Source organism: Desulfovibrio sp. (assembly GCF_034006445.1).
Classification (GTDB): Bacteria; Desulfobacterota; Desulfovibrionia; order Desulfovibrionales; family Desulfovibrionaceae; genus Desulfovibrio.
In genome coordinates, this window is record NZ_JAVESS010000004.1 from 1 (window position 1) to 18,967 (window position 18,967).

The window sequence follows — 18,967 nt, forward strand, 5'->3', positions numbered from 1 at the left end:
TCACTTATTTTCGCTTTGCTGAAATGATTTCGCTATCGCAAGATAAAGTCATTATTCAGTTTTGTATGAGCGGGAGAAGTCTTATGCACCTCTTTTCGCACCCCGTCAATCACTTTCTTGCGACCCGGCGAAATTTATTTCGCCTGCGTGTCGTTTCAAGGTCAGTTCCGTTGCGCGAAACGTGAAGATAGTAAAACTATACCAAAGAGTCAAGACTCATTTTGCATTTTTTCGACATCCCCCAACATGGTGGCTCATACGGAGCCAAAACCACCCTTCCGCAGACGCAAAGCCCGCAGAACAAGTACCAGCCCGCACCCCGCCAGGGCGCACTGCCAGGGGGGCATTTTGCCGTACATCAGGGTCGCCAGAGCCAGCATGGCCCCCAGGGCCGCCGCCGTGGCATACAGATAGTCCTCAACCAGTCGGGCCATGTCGCCCAGGGCCACGTCGCGCACAAAGCCGCCGGTCAGGGCGGTCAGCACTCCAAGTATCAGACAGCCCGTCACGCCCAGCCCGGAATACAGGCCCGCCACCGTGGCCACGCCTGCGGCCAGGCCCAGGCCAAGGCTGTCCAGCCAGTAGAAAACCAGCCACGAGCGCCGCCAGCGTCCGGTCACGATACCGGCCAGGCCGCCCGCCACAGCCGCGGCAAGATAGTCGCCACGGTTCAGGGCCAGCAGCGGATGCCCCAGCAGCCCTTCACGCAGCAAGGGCGCAGCAAGGCCGACCAGACAGGCCAGCACAGCCGCGCCGCTGAAATGTGCCCCGGCAGAACGCGCCCGGCAGGATGCGGCGGCGGCCAGCATAAAGCTGGCCGCCAGATCAAAAACATATAACAGAGGGTCTTGCGTCATAGCATATGACCTGTTCCCTTACTGAACCAAACCTATTTGGCAAGGCCCACGGCGCGCCGTTCACGAATGACCGTGACGCGGATCTGCCCGGGATACGTCAGATTTTTTTCAATCTTTTCAGCGATATCCTTGCACAAGACATAGGTCGTATCGTCATCCACCTGATCGGAATTGACCATAACGCGGATCTCACGTCCGGCCTGAATGGCGTAAGCCTTGCTGACCCCTTCAAAACTGGTGGCGATGCCTTCAAGGTCTTCAAGGCGCTTCACGTAGTTTTCGAGCAGTTCCTTGCGCGCGCCGGGACGTGCGCCGGAAATGGAATCTGCGGCCTGCACCAGCACGGCCAGAGCCGTGGACGGACGCTGATCTTCGTGGTGGGCGGCGATGGCGTGGATTATCTCATGGCTTTCGTTGTACTTCTTGGCCAGATCCGCGCCGATGAGGGCATGGGGGCCCTCCACTTCATGGTCCACCGCTTTGCCGATGTCATGCAACAGGCCGGCGCGCTTGGCCTTCTTTACGTCCATGCCGAGTTCCGCCGCCATCATGCCGCACAGGGCGGACACTTCAAGCGAATGCTGCAGCACGTTTTGCGTAAAGGAGGTGCGGTAGCGCAACTGACCGAGAAGGCGCACGATTTCCGGGTGGATGCCGTGTACCCCGGCGTCAAAGGTGGCCTGCTCGCCCACTTCGCGCACCTGGGTGTCCAGTTCCTGCTCGCATTTTTGCACAATGTCTTCAATGCGGGCGGGATGGATGCGGCCGTCCTGGATAAGGCGCTCCAGGGCCATCTTGGCAACCTGGCGGCGCAAGGGGCTGTATGCGGAAAGAATGACGGTTTCCGGAGTGTCGTCAATGATGAGATCCACGCCGGTGGCGGCCTCTAGCGCGCGGATGTTGCGCCCTTCACGGCCGATGATGCGTCCCTTCATGTCTTCACTGGGCAGGGTGACGGCGGTGACTGTCTGCTCGTTCACGTAGTCGCCAGCGTAGCGCTGAATGACGTTACAGAGAATTTCTTTGGCTTTGCGGTCAGCGGTTTCGCGGGCTTCCATCTCAATCTGACGGATCATCTTTGCAGATTCGTGCCGCGTCTTGGCTTCCACTTCCATGAAAAGCTGGGCTTTCGCTTCTTCAACGGTAAAGCCCGATATCTGCGCCAGGCGTTGTTCCTGCTCCTCTATGCGGGTTTGCAGAAACATCTCGGATTCGGACAGTTGCCGCTCTTTGCGGGCCAGATCCTTTTCGGAGGCGAGCAGTTCGTGCTCTTTGGCGGTGGCTTTTTCCAGTTTTTCTTCAAGGCGGCCGCCCATTTCTTCCAGCTTGCGCTCGCGGGTCTTAACTTCTCGCTCCCGCTCCTTGAACTCGTTTTCAAGTTCGCGTTTCTGGTTGAAAAGATCGTCCTGCCCCTGGAGCAGAATTTCTTTTTTCTGTGCCTGAGCTTCTTTACGTGCTTCGGCCACAATACGCTTGGCCAGGTCATCGGCGTCGCCGATGCGTTTTGTGGTAGACCGCTTATACACCACCACGCCCAGTGCCGCCCCCAGCAGCACGGACGCAAGCAGCGCCACGATGAACAATGGGTCCATGAATCCAGCCTCTCTTTTATCAATACGGGACCAGTTCTGGAGAATTTGACACTTGAAATGCTCGTGTACGGCAGGCTAAGCCTGCCTGCTCACATTTCGCGGCAAGGATTTTCAAAAAAATCCTTGCAGAGCAGTTACTCATTTCATGCGTAAACTGCCCCAGAACCAGCCCGGCGAACACCGGCAGCCAGTACTGGCCGCCGTAGCAATTGAGCCCAAAGGGCTGCTGTAACCTTGGCTGAATGCCGCAAACACGGCAATAAGGATGGCGTTGCAAGAAGAAGTGACGGCCCCATAGCGGAAGCTGGAATCCCAAACTACTGCTGAAAGCGGCTTTTTCCCCAGAGAGCCGTGTTATGCTTGCGGTACAGAACCTGGATAACCAGGTCGGGAACCAGTATGTCCCCTTCAGGCGTCCCGGTCGTGGCCGGGCTTGCACACTGAGGACAGTGACAGCTCCCTTTAATATACTTGTCAGGTTAGCACCGAGGCATAGATCACGCGCTCCCCAGGGAAACGCCCAGAGGTCTAATCAGACCCCTCTATCTTCGAAAGCATGGCCTCTACGCGCTCGCGCGCGTCCGCCTGCTCTTTCTGCGATTGCAACAAATCATCCGCCAGCCCAAGGGCCATAAAGGTCAGCAGAATATCCTTGGTCTGCCCTCCGTGGAACCTCAGCTTCTGGTCAGCAAACCGTTCTTCAACAAGCCTCACGGCCTCATGAACACGGTCCATATCTGCACCAGGCTTAAAAGCGATGCTTAAGCCTAGAACGGTTAGGTTGATAGCGTCCTGATTCACAAAAACCTACTCTACGCTGTCGTGCTCCTGAATGTTGCGCAGTACGGCGTCAATGCGCTTCAGCGCCTGAGCCCGCAACTGTTCTTCATTCTCCAGAGCTTCGCGCAGCCTGTGGTTTTCTTCTTCCAGAGCGGTCTTTTCCGCCCCCATAGCGGCAGACTCGGCGCTGATGCGCGCATTCTCCGCCTTGAGGCGGTCAAGCCTGGCTAAAAGAGCCGCAACTTGTGTTTCAAGCTGTCCCAGAAGTTCCATGGTTCATAGATAGCATCGCACCAGAGCCTTGGCAAGAATGGATGCAGTAAATTCGAAAAAAACCCGCGCCACGCACGGCCTGGCGGCGCAATCCCCCGTTTATGCGCCATGGCAGCGGATTTGCGGCAATTTCGTGACAAACGGTTCCGGCTCCCAACAAGAAATCCGGGAACTGAAGAACCCACGCCGCGTTCCGCTTTATCCACTCCCGACACAAAAAGCGGCACATGCCCCGTGCAGGCGACACCCAAAATGCGCATCAGTTTTTTCTGCGCGGCAGGTTTTTCTGCTTTCCCCTGGCGATGCCCAGTTCCCCGGCAGGCACGTCGATGGTGATGACCGACCCCGCGCCCACAAGCGCGTCGTCGCCCACGCTCACCGGAGCCACCAGGGCAGTATTGCTGCCAATGAAGGCTCGCTGGCCTATCTTGGTGACATGCTTGTTTTTGCCGTCATAATTGCAGGTGATGGTGCCCGCGCCTATATTGCTGCCCGCGCCGATATCCGCATCACCAAGATAACTCAGGTGGTTGGCTTTGGCCCCCCGGCCCAGGCGCGCCTTTTTCAGCTCGACAAAATTGCCCACATGCGACTGGGACTCAAGCACCGCGCCGGGGCGCAGCCGTGCGTAGGGCCCCACAAGGGCATCGTCCCCCACATGGGCGCCTTCAAGGTGCGAAAAAGAGCGTATCTGCGCCCCGTTGCTGACGACGCTGTCGCGGATCACGCAGTGCGAGCTCACCGAAGCGCCGCGCAGGATGCGCGAATGCCCGTAAATTTCACAAGGGCCGGTAAGCTCCACGCCGGGTTCCACCTCGGCCAGAAGGCCCACGCGCACGCTGGCGGCCGCGTGAATGATGACGCCCGAGGCCAGCAGATCACGCACCCGGCGCTCGCGCAGGGTTTCTTCCATCCGCTCCAGCTCCTGGGGCGAGTTCACCCCCATGAGGCCATCGTCACGTCCGCAGCGCACGCCGAGAACATTGTATTTTTCTGCCACAGCCAGGCCCACGAGGTCGGTGATATAGTATTCACCGCTCTTGTTGGCCTTGCCGATACGGGGCAGCAGGCTTTCCACCGCATCCAGCGCGCAGTAGTACATGCCCGCGTTGACTTCATTGGTTGGCGGCCCGTAGAGCGCCGGATCGTAATCCTTGGCTTCCACGATGGCACGCACATCTTCGCCCTGCCGCACCACACGGCCATACGCACCGGGGTTGTCCAGTTCAATGGTGGCAAAGGCCAGGTCAGCGCCCACGGCTTCGGCCAGAAACTGGCGCACGAGCGATTCCGAGAGCAGGGGCGCATCACCGTTGACCACCAGCAGGTGGGTGCAACCCGCCGCTACCAGCGTGGGCAGAGCCTGTATAAGAGCATGCCCGGTGCCGAGCTGCTGTTTCTGAAGCACAAAGGATGCGTCCGGAAAGGCGGCTTGTACCATTTCGGCCTTGTGGCCGGTCACAATCCAGACGTCTTCGGCAAATACGGGGCGCAAGGCCGCAAGTACACTGGCCAGCATGGGTTCGCCCAGCATGTTCTGCAAAACCTTGGGCTTGTCGGAATGCATGCGGGTGCCCTTGCCTGCCGCCAGAATGAGGGCCGCGTTTTTTGGCATTACTGTCTCCTTATCTCCGCGTAAAAACGGAAAACTTCACGCGAGCAATAGCCTCTTGCATGAAAAACGGCAAGGGGGGTAACCAGGCACCCAAACAGACATTTAAAAGGCCGCCAGCAGAACCCAGGGCTATGCCAATACTCTGACATCAAGAGTTCTATCTAGCCAACCTTCAACACCTGTGTTTGACCCCAAAGCTTCTTCCGCCAGGGCGATACTTCTTGTTAAGAATACGACGACATCATGGGCCTTCACAGTAATGCCACTTGTTACGAGAACTTGAGTCGACAGTTCAATAAGATTCAGCGGGACATCGTCTGACGGCCTCGCGACGGTTGAAAACGCACAAAATGTAATAAACAATCCCCTTAACAAAACACACTGCAAGGAGAGCTTCTCAGCATCGACAAGGTTCCATTCAACATCAAAAGGAATAACCATATCGTTTGCATCAATAAAAAAATTGAATGGAACCATGTCCATAGCATTGGGAGGAAGCGCAAGCATGCCATCATCTTGCTTTTCGGCCAGCCGGGCCAGATAGCCAATCCACGGGGCCGCCCAAGCGACTATATCCTGAACTGTCCAGCCGGGCTGATTGACGACACCAACGAGTCGTTCGTGCAATGTCTCAAGGTACACGTATTCTTCCAGGTGGGATATTGTATTGCTAAGTTTGCCAGTAGCATGGCTTATATTTTTATCAAGATAATTACGAACAACCGTCACTTTATTATTATTTTTTATAAACAGTGTCTCTTTGGCGAATTCCTTTAATCTTGCCGCTCCATAGTGAGAAATAAGAATGTCTGGCTGCAAAGGACTTGCTCCTTTATCCACAGAAGCAACAAAAAATAATGAATTGCACAAGTCTTTTAACAAGCCATTTCTTATCAATGGCCTACTAGCCGCCTCCAATGAAAAACAATGTGGTGACGGCTTTTGCCAATCATAAAAGAAACTGTTTAAGACAAATTGAAAAATATTTACAGATTCTTTTTCTTTGCTTTTTTGCATAAAACTGCCTGGGTGTAGAACAGTTACAGGCATTTTGTAATCTGGCAATGGAATTAGCTGGTGTGTTGCAGCAAATCCAGCATCAAAAAGCATCTCTTCCAGCTCTTGTCTGCCAAATGTTACGACAGTATCTTTTTTGTAAAGATCGTGTACCCCGAAAAAGTATTTTCCCTCATGATCTTCCTTGGAACCTGCCAAATATTTCATGCCCAGCTGATTTTCTATGGCCAGAATCAGATGTCCGCCTGGCTTAAGGAAGTTACGCGCGATTTGCAGAACATTCAGCTCCGGGTTGTCACTCTCGTGATCAAACTTTCGTGCATACTCCAAAACACCAATCAGGGTTACAACGTCAAAACGCTGTGGAATCTGCACATTTTGAATCGTATCATTTATAACCGTTACTGATTCCAGATCGCTACAGCGTAGCGCTGCAATGCTGGCCCTGGCCAAACTCCCCTCTACAGAAACGACTCTGCGCGCAGTCTCTCCCAGAAACCGCGTGATCGCGCCACACCCTGCACCAAGCTCCAAGACCAATTTGTCCTGCAAAAGATGCTGAAGCGGCCGCAACAAATGTGCCCGTTGTGGACTGAGATGATACCTCTTCACCCAATCGGTGCTAGCACGAACAAATTGCGATGACAGCACGCTTTTATCTTCGGCTTTGCCAATAAACTGTTTAAGGCTTTCTTCAGCAAGGTCGCCATCAGAATAAGAAAACTCTTTTCCCTCTTTTGGCGTAAGGACCCCATCCTTATTTCTTATATAACGTGGCGTTTTCAGCATAGTATATTTGCCTAAGTTTTTTTTGGTGTGAAGCAGTTCCAAAAAAGTTGCCCTGAAAAAATAAAACAGAACATGCGCCCACCTTCACAGTACTATGTGCGAAAGGCATTAATCATGGCAATATCTGTATTGCTCAGTGGACAATCTGTTTCCAGCACAATGTCTTTCACAGTAAAGCCTGCTTCTTTCAGCTCCAACAAAAAGTCATCCAGATCTCCATGTTCTCCACGAGGCTCAACTGGTTTCCCTTCACAGTAGTTCCACAATCGCCTTGTTCCAGGAACAAGGTCTATGGTCACGACAAGTTGCCCACCAGGCTTTGAGATTGAAAACCAATTATGAACATTCTCAATACGATTTTTTCGCGGAATATGTTCAATGGCACTGCATGAGTATAGCACGTCAAAAGGTTCATCTGATAGATCTTTAGCATCTTTATTCAATGACGTTATCCTGTCATCAATGCATGAATAATCAAAGAAACCCCACTCATTGCAATTCGGCAAATCTTTTTTGGTAAATACTTTTTCATGCAGATCTGCTGTTGTTACATGCGCATTATTTTTGCTGAACCAGAGGGGCAATGGGTTAATGCCAGCCCCAATATCAAGTACCCGCTTCCCCGAGGCATTACCTATCGTATGTGCTATCCAGGGGTATTCAAGAACGCGAGTTGGCGTGCGAGTAAAAAAGCCAAAAGCTTTTCGAGACAGATCGATGAGATCCAACGTGAGGTCCTGATACGGAGAACGCACAAAATTGGCAGCCAATGTATAAAGGGGAATATCTGCAGGGTGTTTGACAGTGTGCGTCTTTTTATGCGCCAACAGCAGGGTAATGTCCCGGTATTCGCCCAGGACAGTTATTTCTCCGACGCGAGGATCTTTTTTAAGTGTTTCCACTATTGGTTCATGAAAAAAGCAGACGTGCGAGGAGATTTGTGGTGGCCTGTTAAACGCGGCAAAGACCGCAACTTCTTTTGTATAATCCAAAATAGACTTTACAAGATCTCTATATTCTTTTTTATGCGGAATATGTATAAGTACATCTATGCATAATGAAATGTCGGCACGTTTTTCCACGCTTGTGATGTCGCCACATATAAAATTCCAGTCAGGTCTCTTCTCTTTCGCAATATTTAATGCAGCGGCACTTCTGTCCAGACCTGTGTAATGCAAGGCATCTGATTCGCACATGACCTCGAGGTCGCCGCAACCAACGTCAAGTATGTCTTTGTGCCGAAACAGCGAAAGAAGTGGATATAACACCTTACGCTTGAAATCCATAAACGCGCCCCGTGAACCGATACCCGAACCCACAGAACTATGAGCCGCATAACGGTAGTCCCAGTATGCTGTATTGTTGAAATTTGTTCTTCTGTGGTTTCTCAGGGCGTGGTTAACCTTTTCTACGGCAACATCAATAAAAGGAACCCCTACAGGCTTAATATATGCGTTATCGTCCAAACGATCGTGATAATGCAGCACACTCACAGGACAACTTTCATTTTCCAGGTAGCTTTCAGGAGCAAAATGAACAGGGTAATTCCACTCCACTGGCAAGGGCCGAAAAGGAAGGCGCAGCTCGGCCATAGCCATTGCAAAGGCAGTTTGATCAGAATAATGCGTCCAGGGCTGGGGCAGCTCCTGCAGGCAAAAGCGAGCGTACTTTTCCCATTTTTCAGCTAAAGAATCCAAAAAATGTGTAGGAATAACATAAAGACCACCATTGCAATAGAATTCAAGTGTAGATTCTTTGGTGTGCGTTGCCGTCGCACTAGCACCTGAGCTTGAGATACCAGCCTTTGCTAAAAGACTGTTGAGAATTTCAAGCGGGGGCGTACAAGTGTCAACGTACTTGGCTTGAATGAAAGAGGGATCAAGCAATTTATGTATATTTTCCACAAAAGCAATATCAGTATCACACAACACTGCGATATCATAATCGCGAAGCTCTTTTACTTTAAGCTGCCGCAACTTGTTGCAGTAGCGTGCTTCCCACCCACCAAATGATTCTATTTGAACAAGATGAACTCCTTGCTCCAGACAACTTTCAATATAGTGCGTTGGGTGTGAGCCAATAAGGTTAAAAAATATGTCACAATTTTCAAGCGCATACGCGCGGATTGACGCCAGCAAATTGAGTGATTGCATACGAATCACAGGATTCTGGTCTACAACACACGAAAAACATATCTTCATGCCCGGCTCCTCCTCCAAAGATATCACTGGAGTGGATGTTAAACACATACAACTACAGGCTGATTGCCGCCTAATTGCCAAATATCGCAATAAAATAATTTTCCTCAAGCACTTTTGCCGCAGATCACACTGAAAAATTACCTACCTCAGAATCGCAGCGATCTTGTGAGCACCCCATAACACAGACAGCAAGCACTGGTGATAACCCAATCCTTACACTGAAAAGCCGTATTCAAAAAGATTGCCTGTGGCTACGACTTTACCATCGGTTGGATCCGGCAGGGGACCACGGCCACATCGCCATCAGCGCAGGCCAGGGACAGCACGCTTTCAAAAAAAGCATCGCCGCGCGTTTCTTGCGGCCAACATGCTTTCAGTAAAGCACTTTTTCGAAACAACACTTCTGCATATAGGGGGAAAATCTTTCCAGATTTTTTATTGAAGTATTGTAAAAAATCTGCCCCATTAATCTTTATAGTATGATTTTCGCAAAGACCTGATACGCCATGCTGCTCCAACAAAGAAGACTTCAGTGTGCAAGCCACGGACGTATCCACAAAGGGCGGCCGCAGCAAACGTGGCGTCAGAGGATCGACCCCCTCTGACGGGACGACGAGCCAGATGTATTCACCCCTGGCTTGTGAAAGGGCTGCGGCAAGATAGGTAGTCCCGGCGTCTTCACTGATACCGCGCGCAGCAGCAAGGTGTTTGTGACAAATCTTTTCCGCCCCCGCGGGAACGAGCACTTCCATCGGGTACGGCGATTGCGCCTGCGCACGGCGTATCGTACTCAAAAAATTCTCATTAACGTCAGGCGACAACACAATAACACTGATCTCTACTGCATCACGAAGCTTGATTTGCGCTTGGCGCAACATGTGCGTGCAGGACTCTTTTTGGCAACTGATTGGATTATAAAGCTGCCATTGAAGCAGAGGCGCATGGATGTTTTCTGCTCTCCAAACCTTGCCTTCTTCTGACTCCAGCAAGACTGGGGGTATAGAGGCATCACAATATATGACGCCTGAACTTATCATCATAATACCTGATGTTTGGTCGTGTGTCAGGGTTTGCGTAGCAACCACGCTAAGAGCAAAGTTTAGATAGCCGGATGCAGCAAAGAGTTGTTTGATGGTTGAGACGTCTGCGTTGTTCAGGCAGGACAACAACGGGGCCAACCCCCTGAACGTCCCAGTGGAATGAACGGGTTTGGGCACGAAAACCACAGGGCTGCAGACTGGCGCCACCCTGTTTGCCTGCAACAGACTTTCAAGCCAGTCTGCCTGATCCCGATTTTCCATATCGCAGATAAAAAGCACATGGGGCAGCCCTGCATCACAAGTAATGGCTTGAGCCGTGGCGTTCAACACAGCAAATCCCTGTCGGGCGTCCGGCTCAAGATAAGCCCCTTCAGCCCACTCGTTCCATGCATTGATAGCTATATACTTTTCTCCACCATACGTATCCTGTTCTGCAAGACCAGACGTTTTTTCCAGCCATGAACTGTACCCTTCAGGAGTGGCGCCAACAAAAAACTTGCCTGTTTCGCTTCTGGCCGAGTTGTCCCAACCGGGCATAACACCCCGAAATTTCACAGAGCCGGAAGGGTGCCTTGTCGCGTTTATAAAAAAATCACGTGCTTCGGTATAGCTGTATACAGCTCCCGAATAGTCGAGCCTGGTGATGGATGAAGCCATGTTATTTGTGGTGATGCCAAACGGAGGAAATTCAATTGTGCCATCAAATCCATAACGTTTTGACTGAGCCGGTGTATTTTCAAAAGAGAGAACCGAAAAAATAAATATCTCTCCAATACCTTCTAGTCGGCAATATTCGCGCCAACGTTGAAGTGTGGAAGCCACATCCGGCAACAAGCCCGGCCTGTATATTCCAAGCATTGGCTTGCCCTGAAACCTGATATACCTTCGATCCCGTAATGCCCAAGAAATATCATGAATGAAGTCGAGGTCATCTTTCGGCGAATGCTGCTGCGCAATAATAACATCCTGACTCCCGCCGTCCCATCGCCTCGTCCATGCTTCATTGGCCCAGCTTAAACAAAAAGGAAAGTCCAAATCGCTGTTTTGGCGCAAGTGCTCCAAAGGCGCACGGAGAACCGCCTGGCCAGCAAACCAATAATGATGCAATATAAATCCATATATTCCAGCATGTTTTGCCAGAAACATCTGCTCTTGCATTGTCTCTTTACGCCGCAGGTCATAAAAACCCAAAGCCCCAGGCAAACAAGGCTGCTGGTGCCCCGCAAATCTTGGTCGCGCTGCGGCCACATTGCTCCATTCCGTAAATCCCAAACCCCAGGCCGCATCGTTTTCGCCAATGGGGTGAAACTGTGGAAGATACCATGCCAGAAGGCGCACACTGTCATTGGGCAAAGCCGCATCACGCAATGCTTCATATTCCCTTGAATAATTACGCAATACTATTTCAGGCTTCTTGTACAATGCCCCTTGCTCTTTACCTTTTGTGACATAATGCAATAAAGGGTTCTCATTAGTCTCTTTTAACTCTGGATACTGTTTTTGATAAAAAACAACATCAAAATCGGGATTTGGAAGTCTCCCCTCTGCATACCCATAAGACATATAATGATCAAACGCTGATATCCCTGCTTCTTTTACATCAGGATACAAATCGTAATAGAAATTTTCATCAACTAACGCGGTTAAGGAAGCAATAAGCTTATCTTCTTTTTTTTGGGGGGGAGATACCAATATTGAAGCACTGGCAATGCTATTATGCGTCTTGCACTGGGAGCCACTCGCGTATAGCGTCCAGCCTGCTCCCGCAGCCATAAGATTTTCGTTAAAGGGCGCAGGGCGGTCGGCCCATCGAGACGTAAACGCCTTGTCGTCAAGCCATCTGCCGCATGTGCGCGCCTTTCTGTCATCAAGCTGCATAAATCCCGCAAAGGGCCACCATACGGTGCGCTGCCCTTGTTCGCCAAGTCGCAGGCAGTAATCCGGCAGAGAAGCATGCGGCAGTGAGGCATCAAGGCCCCCCATGCCAGCAAGCGTTTCAGCACGCGTAAAAAGACACATATCATCCAGGGCGTCCACGGTTCTTGCTGATTTAGCCCAGTTGAACCAACCAGGTTCATTGCACAAAAGCCCCTGAAGTACCGGGGCAAGCTTGCCGCTTGCATCCGCGAGATAGCCGCCGTGCAGCATGCGCCCATCCCGGCGCAACACCTTGCCCCCCACGGCCCCCACACCGTCCCGCCAGAGGCACGAGACCATTTCTTCAAGCCAGTCTTCAGTCAGAGGAGCAATACCCCCGGCAAGAAAGCCCAGAACCTGGCCGTATGCCCGCTCTACCCCCGTCATGAGCCGTTCTGGCGGTGACAGCTCCGCAGCATAGGGCAGCAGCCGGACATTTTTATGAAGAGCGGCAAACCGCCGTACCGCTGCAATATGCCCTTTGGACACAGCCTCGCTGCACAGCAGGAGTATTTCGTATTTCGTGTATGCGGTTTTTGCCGTCAAAGCAGGCAAACACTCTTTCAGCAGAGAAAAATTATCTCCCACATCACAGAGCAGGCTCACCAGGGGGCGTTTTTCGGGCAGTGGAAATTTCACGCGCAAAAATTGCGAATTGGGCAATATGCACGACTCGGCGCCAGGAGAAAATGCGTCCAGATGCTCTTGAACCGCCCTGCGTGCGCTGTCCACAACTTCGCTCTTTGCCCCTATATCCAGCGCAGTGCTGCCCGCGTGCGCGCGCCAGTGGTAAAGCACGCGCGGAATGTGCACAAGATTCTTGGCATCCGCCCCTGCAGTGTAGCGCAGCAGCATGTCAAAATCTTGCGCGCCTCGGAACCCCTCACGAAAGCCGCCGATCTTTCGCAGATTGTCCGTACGATATACTCCAAGATGATTGACAAAATTCTGACTGCACAGCAGTTCCCAATCCCACTTGCCATTCTTGAAATAAGGATAAAAGATCAAGCCCTCATCATGAACCTTGTCTTCATCGGAATAGAACAGCAGGCCGTCTGGATGCTTTGCAATGGTTTCTGCCACCATGAGCAGTGCTTCGGGAGTAAGCAGGTCATCCTGGTCCATCAATACCGCATACGGATAACGCGCCATTTCTAGCGCCGTATTGGTTGCGGCGGCGATGTGTCCGTTTTTCTCCCGCCAGGCGACGCGTATCCTGGAATCCTTCTTGGCATAGCGGGTAAGAATGGCCTTAATGACAGGATTGGTGGAAGCATCGTCAGCAACGCACAGTTCCCAATGCGGATAGTCCTGCGCAATAAGGGACTCAAGGGCTGCGACGAGATGCTCCAGTTCCGGATTATACACCGGCATCAGCACAGAAAAGCATATGTCGTCGCGACTGGAGACTGCCCGCGCAGACTCCATCGTGCGTCGAGGAAGATCAATATTGTGCCGCCACAAGGTGTAGGCCCAGTCTGCATGAGGAGGAAGGGTCATCTGGCTGGCTATCTTCCAGAAGCCTTCAAGAAAGGGGTAATATTCTTCCGTCTTAAAACGCTCCGTTCCGGCAAGCCATGCCACATATTGCTCTGCCAGTTCACCAAGGCCTATCCTGGCGCACCACATGCGCGCAGCCTCTGCCGATGACAGATATTCTTCAAAAGGTTTGCAAAAAGACGTCAAAAGGCCAAGCGCACTTGAAACGGCTTTTTGATCTCGTGCCGCGCATGCGCCATTATAGAGATTGATGGCTCCGTCAAGAGAGGGATACAGCTTGAACCTGGCAAGTTCCAGCCCACTCAAACCAGCCTTTTTTTCATTGCTTGCGGCCAGAAGGCGCCACCCGTTCTCCCAAAAGGGATGGCGAACGAGAAGAGCAATCAGTTCCTCGTGCGAAGACCTGGCGGCTAGTTGATCCAAATACGCGCATTTTTCAGCCGGCAGGGAAGCCTGCAACGTTTGCCAACTCCCCAACCGCAAAAGCATGCCGTCGTTCTTTAAGTGCAGATGCCAATCTGGAACCAACGAAGACAGCCTGTGTGCTGCGAAATACTGGGCGTTCTCCTCTTCATACTGATGCCTGCCAGGCGTCTGGCTTGTGTGATGAATGACCCTGGCCTCGGGGTTGACAGTCAAGCGATAGCCTTTGCTTGAAAGTCGGACACAGATATCCACATCTTCAAATCCGTTGACGAAATTCTCGTCAAACATGCCTGTTTCCATAAAGAGCGCCCGGCGCATCACCATGCAGGCAGCGGTAATGATCTGGAAAAAACGACGTTTTTTTGCCAGCGCACAATCCACCGAAATGCCCTCGTAAAGGTGCCCAACCTTCATGAGTGGAGAAACAAACACCCCCAAATGCTGCACAGTAAAGCCGAAGGGTTCAGATTCAGGATACAGCAGAAGGGGGCCGGTGGCGGCAAGGTCAGGCCATGTCGAAAAATCGGCGATAAGCGGCTGATACCAACCAGAAAGGGGAACTGTGTCATTATTGAGAAAAATGAGAAATTCTCCCACAGCCATCTGCGCACCGAGGTTGGAGGCGGGACCGAAATTACGGTTCGTAGGGCAGCGGTGATAGCGAAAAAATTTGCCGAAAAGTCGTTCGCCCAAAATGGGGCATGCTTCGGGCGTTTCATCTGAAGAAGCATTGTCGACAACAATAACTTCAATGGCCTTGCCCTCTGTGGTGGCAGCCAAAGCCTTGAGGCAGGCGCGCGTCAATTCCCACTGATTGAAAACAGGAATAATAACAGAAGATTCAATCTCAGACATCCAGCCTCCAGAGGATTCGTGAGTGGATAAAGCTACACCCGCAAGCAGGCGAGCTCTCATAGGAGCAATACTGCGCGCCTATGTATATTGCATACTCCATCATCAGAAGTCCACATGGGGATATGCGTCCATTGCTGATCTCATGCTCTAATGAACTCGCAAAAGTTGCGGCGGCCTCCCACCGGGGACGCCGCCGCAACGCATGGAACAAACATGCAAAAAACTCACCCGCCGCCATCGGCCATCCGCACCAGCAAAACTACTTTCGCGCCATAATATTTTCATTTCCAGAGGAACGGAAACAATTGCGACGACGGGTAACTGCTTTGCCGTGCTGGCCCGCCCTAATCCTGCCAGATAAAGGTAAAGACCTGCTCCACGTCAGGGTGCAGCGTCAGGCGCATGGCGCAGGGCGCGGTGCAGCGCTCAATGATGGTCTTTTCCTTGGCGGAGTACGCGCGCGGCGGCATCTTAAAAATAATCTCAATCTTGCCGATGCGGCGGGGGTTGGCACTCATGGTCTTGGTGATCTCCAGTTCCGTACCGGTCACATCCACCCCGTGGGCTTTGCCGTAAACGCCTATAACGCTAATGGCGCAGGCTCCGAGAGCCGTAGCGCAAAGGTCGGTAGGCGAAAAGGACTCACCCTTGCCACCGTTATCGACTGGGGGCTCGGTAATAATCTTGGTTCCGCTCTGGTTATGCACGCATTCCACACGCAGGTCGCCAAGATATCTGGCGCTGATAGTAGACATGAGAACTCCTTTTTCCGCACGGCCTGGCGGCCGACATGGCGCGTCTGTAAGCGCGGCGGGCAGGTTTGGTTAAGGTTATGGAAACGTTGATTAAAAAACCTCCTGAAAACGCTCAGCTATTTCGTTTGGCAAGGCGCGATCTTTTTTTTGAAGCAGGAATGGACTCTGCCGTCCTCGACTGTTTCAAAAAAAGTGAAGCAACGCAGCCAAACGGAATAAATCCGCGTTTCCTTAAAAAACCTGATGCTCTCGCAAGATGTTGCAGGCAATGGCAAGCAGCGTCAAGCCTCCCGCCAGTTCCGCCCACCCATTGAGCGCGCAGAGATTGGCCAGCGTTTTGCCAATACGCAACCCGCCAGCCGTAATACACGCGCAAATAATCCCTATGACCGCGGCCTCGCCCCAGATGGGCGTTCCAAGAATGGCCAGCGACAATCCCACTGCCAGGGCGTCGATGCTGGTGGCAACGCTCAGCACCAAAAGATTGCTGCCCGCTGTGGGGTCCACGGAAGGACAGGCGCAGGATTCCCTGTGCCTGAGCGCACGCAGCCCCGACAGGGCCATCTTGCCGCCTATCCAGGCCAGCAGGACAAAAGCTATCCAATGGTCCCAGGCTTCCATATACTCGCGTACGGACACTCCGAGGTACCAGCCGATGACGGGCATGGCGAACTGAAAAAAGCCAAAAGCGGCTGAAAGGCGCACATAGTGGCGCGGGCTGGGCTTTTGCAGGGCGCAGCCCGAAACTACGGCAACGGCAAAAGCGTCCATGGACAGGGCAATTGCAAGCAGAAATACGGCGAAAAAGGTCATGGATCGCGTCTCGTTCGTGGCAGGCCACGGATCTGGTTTATGGTTTGTCGGGCTCAGGACTATAGATCATGCCCTGCCGACGGACAAGCATGCCTGTGCTGTGATACAAAGTCAGAATGACTGAAGTGTCACACTGCCGATAAAATTCCGCAAAAACCTGCCGGGCAATGACGCATTGCGTGGCGCCGCCCGCTTTTTTTTTCATGCCGCCAGCCCAAACTGGCATCTTGCTACAGCGGGCGTCACGGGCTACAAGACGGCATGCAAAACATACCTGAAGGGCTTTTTTACTGGCAATGGGCCTCCAACATACTGAATCTCGGCATGAGCGCCGCCGCGGCCCTGCCGATCATCATGGCCCTTACCCTGCTGGCCGCAAGACGCGGCAACGCCCGCCTCTGCATTTTGGGAACACAAGGCCTCACACGACTGACACTTGGGCTCGGCCTGCTCGGCCCGCTGCTGACCGCCGCCGACCTGGCTGCCACGCTCATAAGCCTCGGCGGCTCGGCCAGCCTTCTGAACAGCCTTTCCCTGTGGGACGATGCGGTGCTGCCGTACACCACCACGGTGCTGGCCTGGATTGGCGGCCTGTGCTGCCTGTGGATTGTGGCCTATATGGACGGGCGCTCTCCCCTTGTTGCGGGACTGCCTGACCAGGAAGAGCCTGGCCCAAAAGGGCCTGGCAAAGACGGGGCTGGCAAAAGCGCCACTGCCTCCAAAGGCCGATCAGCCCGCAAGGTGCGCCGCGCCCCGGCCCCTGTGGAAGGTTCCGGCACGAGCGACCAACTGGCGAGCGAAGCCATGCGCGGCAGGCTGTGCCTGTACCTGATGGCCGCTGTCTGCTTTTTTGGCGCGCAGCTTCTGCCCAACTGGTCTTTTTCCGGGCCGCCGCAGGGTATGGAATGGGGGCGCATGGTTACTGCCGTGCTTGGCACGGCCACGCACAACTACTTCACCTGCTTTGCCCCTGCGGGCGCTTTTGCCCTGCTGGCCCTGTTTTTCCTGCACCGCAAGGGCGCGCCTTTTCCCGCAGTTGCCGACCTTGAAAAGGCCGCCCGCTGGTGCGCCCTGTGGGCCATGATAGGATATATCCCCCGCTGCATTGACAGATGGGGCATGTTCATCGGACTGTCGTTCAGCGGCCAGAGTATGCCCGACTGGCTCATGCCGCAGATTGCCGGCCTCGTGCCCATGACGCTGGCTGTGGCCTGCTGGGCCATACTGTTTACCGTGCGCTTTCGTCTGCGAGTGTTGTGGCTCAACTGGCTGGCCCTGGCGCTGCTGGTTGTGCGCCAGAGCCTGCCCTTCATCCTGTACCTGCTGCGAAGCGCGTCCTGATCCAGACATTCCGCGCGGCCGGAGCGTGCCGCCCAAATTCATCATACAGCGAGGTTCGCATGCGCATCCCCGGTTTTTTCCCCCCTCTTCTGGCCTGCGTGCTGGTTTTGGGTTCTGGCGTCCTTGCCGCACACGCGGCTTCTGACGCGCCGTCGGCAGCAACCAGAGACTTTGCCCGCTTCAGCGCCAGACTGCCCGAGGGATGGGATGGCGAAGAACGCACCGGCTTTCGTTCCGGCAACGATGACGAGTGCATGCTGGTGCTCGGCCTCAAGGACACGGCGGGCGACAACTACAAGGCTCTGGTGAGCGTTTTTGTTCTGCCCAACGAAAAAAACGGCACAAGCCAAAGCATAGCCGAAGACTTGCGCCAGTTTCAGGCCGAAGCCACCGAAGCGCAACAGGACGGCCACTACTGGTCATTCAGCGGCGAACCTCGCAGCCAGGCATTCAAGGCTCCTGCCCTGACCAGGGTTCACGCCACGCCTGACATGGTGCTCATTGCACTTATTCAGGACCCGGAAAACCAGGGAGCCCTGGCCGTTTTCGACAGCCTGAAAGGACTGACGCCGCAAACCCGCGACTTGCTCGGCCAGTAGGCGCTCAAAGGCCGGAGGAGCCGCCTGCACGGGTTTTGTGCGTGCGGCTCCTTGCCCCTGCCGCCCTCTACGCAATCCGCGCGCCTCGGGAGCAATGTAACTGTTACATGGCTCCTGTCGTGCGCTGACGGCTGGGTGGGCAGACATCGCTACGAAGGCGCGAGCACAGGTTCTCTGCGCAATCAAACGCCGTAGTGAGCGTGTCGTAACCGTTGAGGAAGTACATTCTCAACGGTACTCTGCTCTAGAGCAGATCAACTTTGAAATGCTTCACATTTCAAAGTTTTCATTCAGCAGAAAAATGCGATTTGCGGCTGAATCCACGCCACGTTGCAGCGTTAGAGCATTTACACTTTTTCAAAGCTAAAAAAGCTCTAGGGCAGGACATAAAGATTCCCGGCCACGCTTGACTCTTCAGGCAAAATTACCTAGAGGTTTTGTGTCATACGGCCCCTTTAACCCTTAACCTCAAACCAAGACCCGTTATGGACAGTATACCCGGTAGTAGTCAAACTTGTGCGATCAGTTTGCCTGAAATAGCACGCTACGGCCTGTAACGGTTCCTTCCCGCTCGCCGCAGCCTGTTTCGGGCATCGG

The 18,967-nt window shown here is 53.2% G+C and carries 13 protein-coding genes and 1 other RNA gene; 3 read left to right on the forward strand and 11 right to left on the reverse strand.

Features of this window, described 5'->3' with window-relative positions:
• Nucleotides 1-185: hypothetical protein (locus RBR41_RS06210; protein WP_320351721.1), on the forward strand; the 185-nt coding region annotated here is incomplete at its 5' end.
• Nucleotides 186-254: 69 nt separating this feature from the next.
• Here RBR41_RS06210 and RBR41_RS06215 read toward each other — a convergent pair.
• From RBR41_RS06215 to RBR41_RS06265, 11 genes are all read right to left on the reverse strand, one after another.
• Entirely contained in the window at nt 255-857 is a 603-nt protein-coding gene (locus RBR41_RS06215) for a TRIC cation channel family protein (protein WP_320351722.1), read from the reverse strand.
• A 32-nt stretch (nt 858-889) separates the two neighbouring features.
• The gene (rny, locus tag RBR41_RS06220) at nt 890-2,449 is read right to left on the reverse strand and encodes a ribonuclease Y (protein ID WP_320351723.1); all 1,560 of its coding nucleotides are present in this window, start codon (nt 2,447-2,449) and stop codon (nt 890-892) included.
• A 334-nt stretch (nt 2,450-2,783) separates the two neighbouring features.
• Nucleotides 2,784-2,967, reverse strand: a non-coding RNA gene (ssrS, locus tag RBR41_RS06225) — 6S RNA.
• Nucleotides 2,968-2,977: 10 nt separating this feature from the next.
• Nucleotides 2,978-3,250 (reverse strand): cell division protein ZapA, encoded by a 273-nt coding sequence (locus tag RBR41_RS06230; protein ID WP_179981030.1) that lies wholly within the window; start codon nt 3,248-3,250, stop codon nt 2,978-2,980.
• Nucleotides 3,251-3,256: 6 nt separating this feature from the next.
• Nucleotides 3,257-3,502, reverse strand: coding sequence for a cell division protein ZapB (gene zapB / locus RBR41_RS06235; RefSeq protein ID WP_320351724.1), 246 nt, complete (start codon nt 3,500-3,502; stop codon nt 3,257-3,259).
• Between the two features lie 259 nt (nt 3,503-3,761).
• On the reverse strand, nt 3,762-5,117 hold the full coding sequence (gene glmU, locus RBR41_RS06240; RefSeq protein ID WP_320351725.1) for a bifunctional UDP-N-acetylglucosamine diphosphorylase/glucosamine-1-phosphate N-acetyltransferase GlmU: 1,356 nt from the start codon (nt 5,115-5,117) through the stop codon (nt 3,762-3,764).
• 129 nt (nt 5,118-5,246) lie between these two features.
• Nucleotides 5,247-6,965, reverse strand: a complete 1,719-nt coding sequence (locus RBR41_RS06245; RefSeq protein WP_320351726.1) for a class I SAM-dependent methyltransferase — start codon at nt 6,963-6,965, stop codon at nt 5,247-5,249.
• Between the two features lie 50 nt (nt 6,966-7,015).
• The gene (locus RBR41_RS06250; RefSeq protein WP_320351727.1) at nt 7,016-9,124 is read right to left on the reverse strand and encodes a class I SAM-dependent methyltransferase; all 2,109 of its coding nucleotides are present in this window, start codon (nt 9,122-9,124) and stop codon (nt 7,016-7,018) included.
• A 251-nt stretch (nt 9,125-9,375) separates the two neighbouring features.
• On the reverse strand, nt 9,376-14,862 hold the full coding sequence (locus RBR41_RS06255; RefSeq protein ID WP_320351728.1) for a glycoside hydrolase family 99-like domain-containing protein: 5,487 nt from the start codon (nt 14,860-14,862) through the stop codon (nt 9,376-9,378).
• A gap of 344 nt (nt 14,863-15,206) precedes the next feature.
• The gene (locus RBR41_RS06260; protein ID WP_320351729.1) at nt 15,207-15,617 is read right to left on the reverse strand and encodes an OsmC family protein; all 411 of its coding nucleotides are present in this window, start codon (nt 15,615-15,617) and stop codon (nt 15,207-15,209) included.
• A 231-nt stretch (nt 15,618-15,848) separates the two neighbouring features.
• Entirely contained in the window at nt 15,849-16,430 is a 582-nt protein-coding gene (locus tag RBR41_RS06265) for a manganese efflux pump MntP family protein (protein WP_320351730.1), read from the reverse strand.
• Between the two features lie 261 nt (nt 16,431-16,691).
• Here RBR41_RS06265 and RBR41_RS06270 point away from each other — a divergent pair, with 261 nt between their 5' ends.
• Both RBR41_RS06270 and RBR41_RS06275 read left to right on the forward strand, forming a co-directional pair.
• Nucleotides 16,692-17,771 carry a hypothetical protein gene (locus tag RBR41_RS06270; protein WP_320351731.1) on the forward strand — a complete coding sequence of 360 codons (1,080 nt, stop codon included), beginning with the start codon at nt 16,692-16,694 and terminating at the stop codon, nt 17,769-17,771.
• 59 nt (nt 17,772-17,830) lie between these two features.
• Complete coding sequence (locus RBR41_RS06275; protein ID WP_320351732.1) at nt 17,831-18,370, forward strand: protoporphyrinogen oxidase; 540 nt, start codon at nt 17,831-17,833, stop codon at nt 18,368-18,370.
• Nucleotides 18,371-18,967 lie beyond the last annotated feature (597 nt).

Coding starts and splice junctions, on each gene's coding strand:
- RBR41_RS06215 (WP_320351722.1), bottom strand. CDS start 857: ATGACGCAAGACCCTCTGTTATATGTTTTTGATCTGGCGGCCAGCTTT.
- rny (WP_320351723.1), bottom strand. CDS start 2,449: ATGGACCCATTGTTCATCGTGGCGCTGCTTGCGTCCGTGCTGCTGGGG.
- zapB (WP_320351724.1), bottom strand. CDS start 3,502: ATGGAACTTCTGGGACAGCTTGAAACACAAGTTGCGGCTCTTTTAGCC.
- glmU (WP_320351725.1), bottom strand. CDS start 5,117: ATGCCAAAAAACGCGGCCCTCATTCTGGCGGCAGGCAAGGGCACCCGC.
- RBR41_RS06250 (WP_320351727.1), bottom strand. CDS start 9,124: ATGAAGATATGTTTTTCGTGTGTTGTAGACCAGAATCCTGTGATTCGT.
- RBR41_RS06255 (WP_320351728.1), bottom strand. CDS start 14,862: ATGTCTGAGATTGAATCTTCTGTTATTATTCCTGTTTTCAATCAGTGG.
- RBR41_RS06260 (WP_320351729.1), bottom strand. CDS start 15,617: ATGTCTACTATCAGCGCCAGATATCTTGGCGACCTGCGTGTGGAATGC.
- RBR41_RS06265 (WP_320351730.1), bottom strand. CDS start 16,430: ATGACCTTTTTCGCCGTATTTCTGCTTGCAATTGCCCTGTCCATGGAC.
- RBR41_RS06270 (WP_320351731.1), top strand. CDS start 16,692: ATGCAAAACATACCTGAAGGGCTTTTTTACTGGCAATGGGCCTCCAAC.
- RBR41_RS06275 (WP_320351732.1), top strand. CDS start 17,831: ATGCGCATCCCCGGTTTTTTCCCCCCTCTTCTGGCCTGCGTGCTGGTT.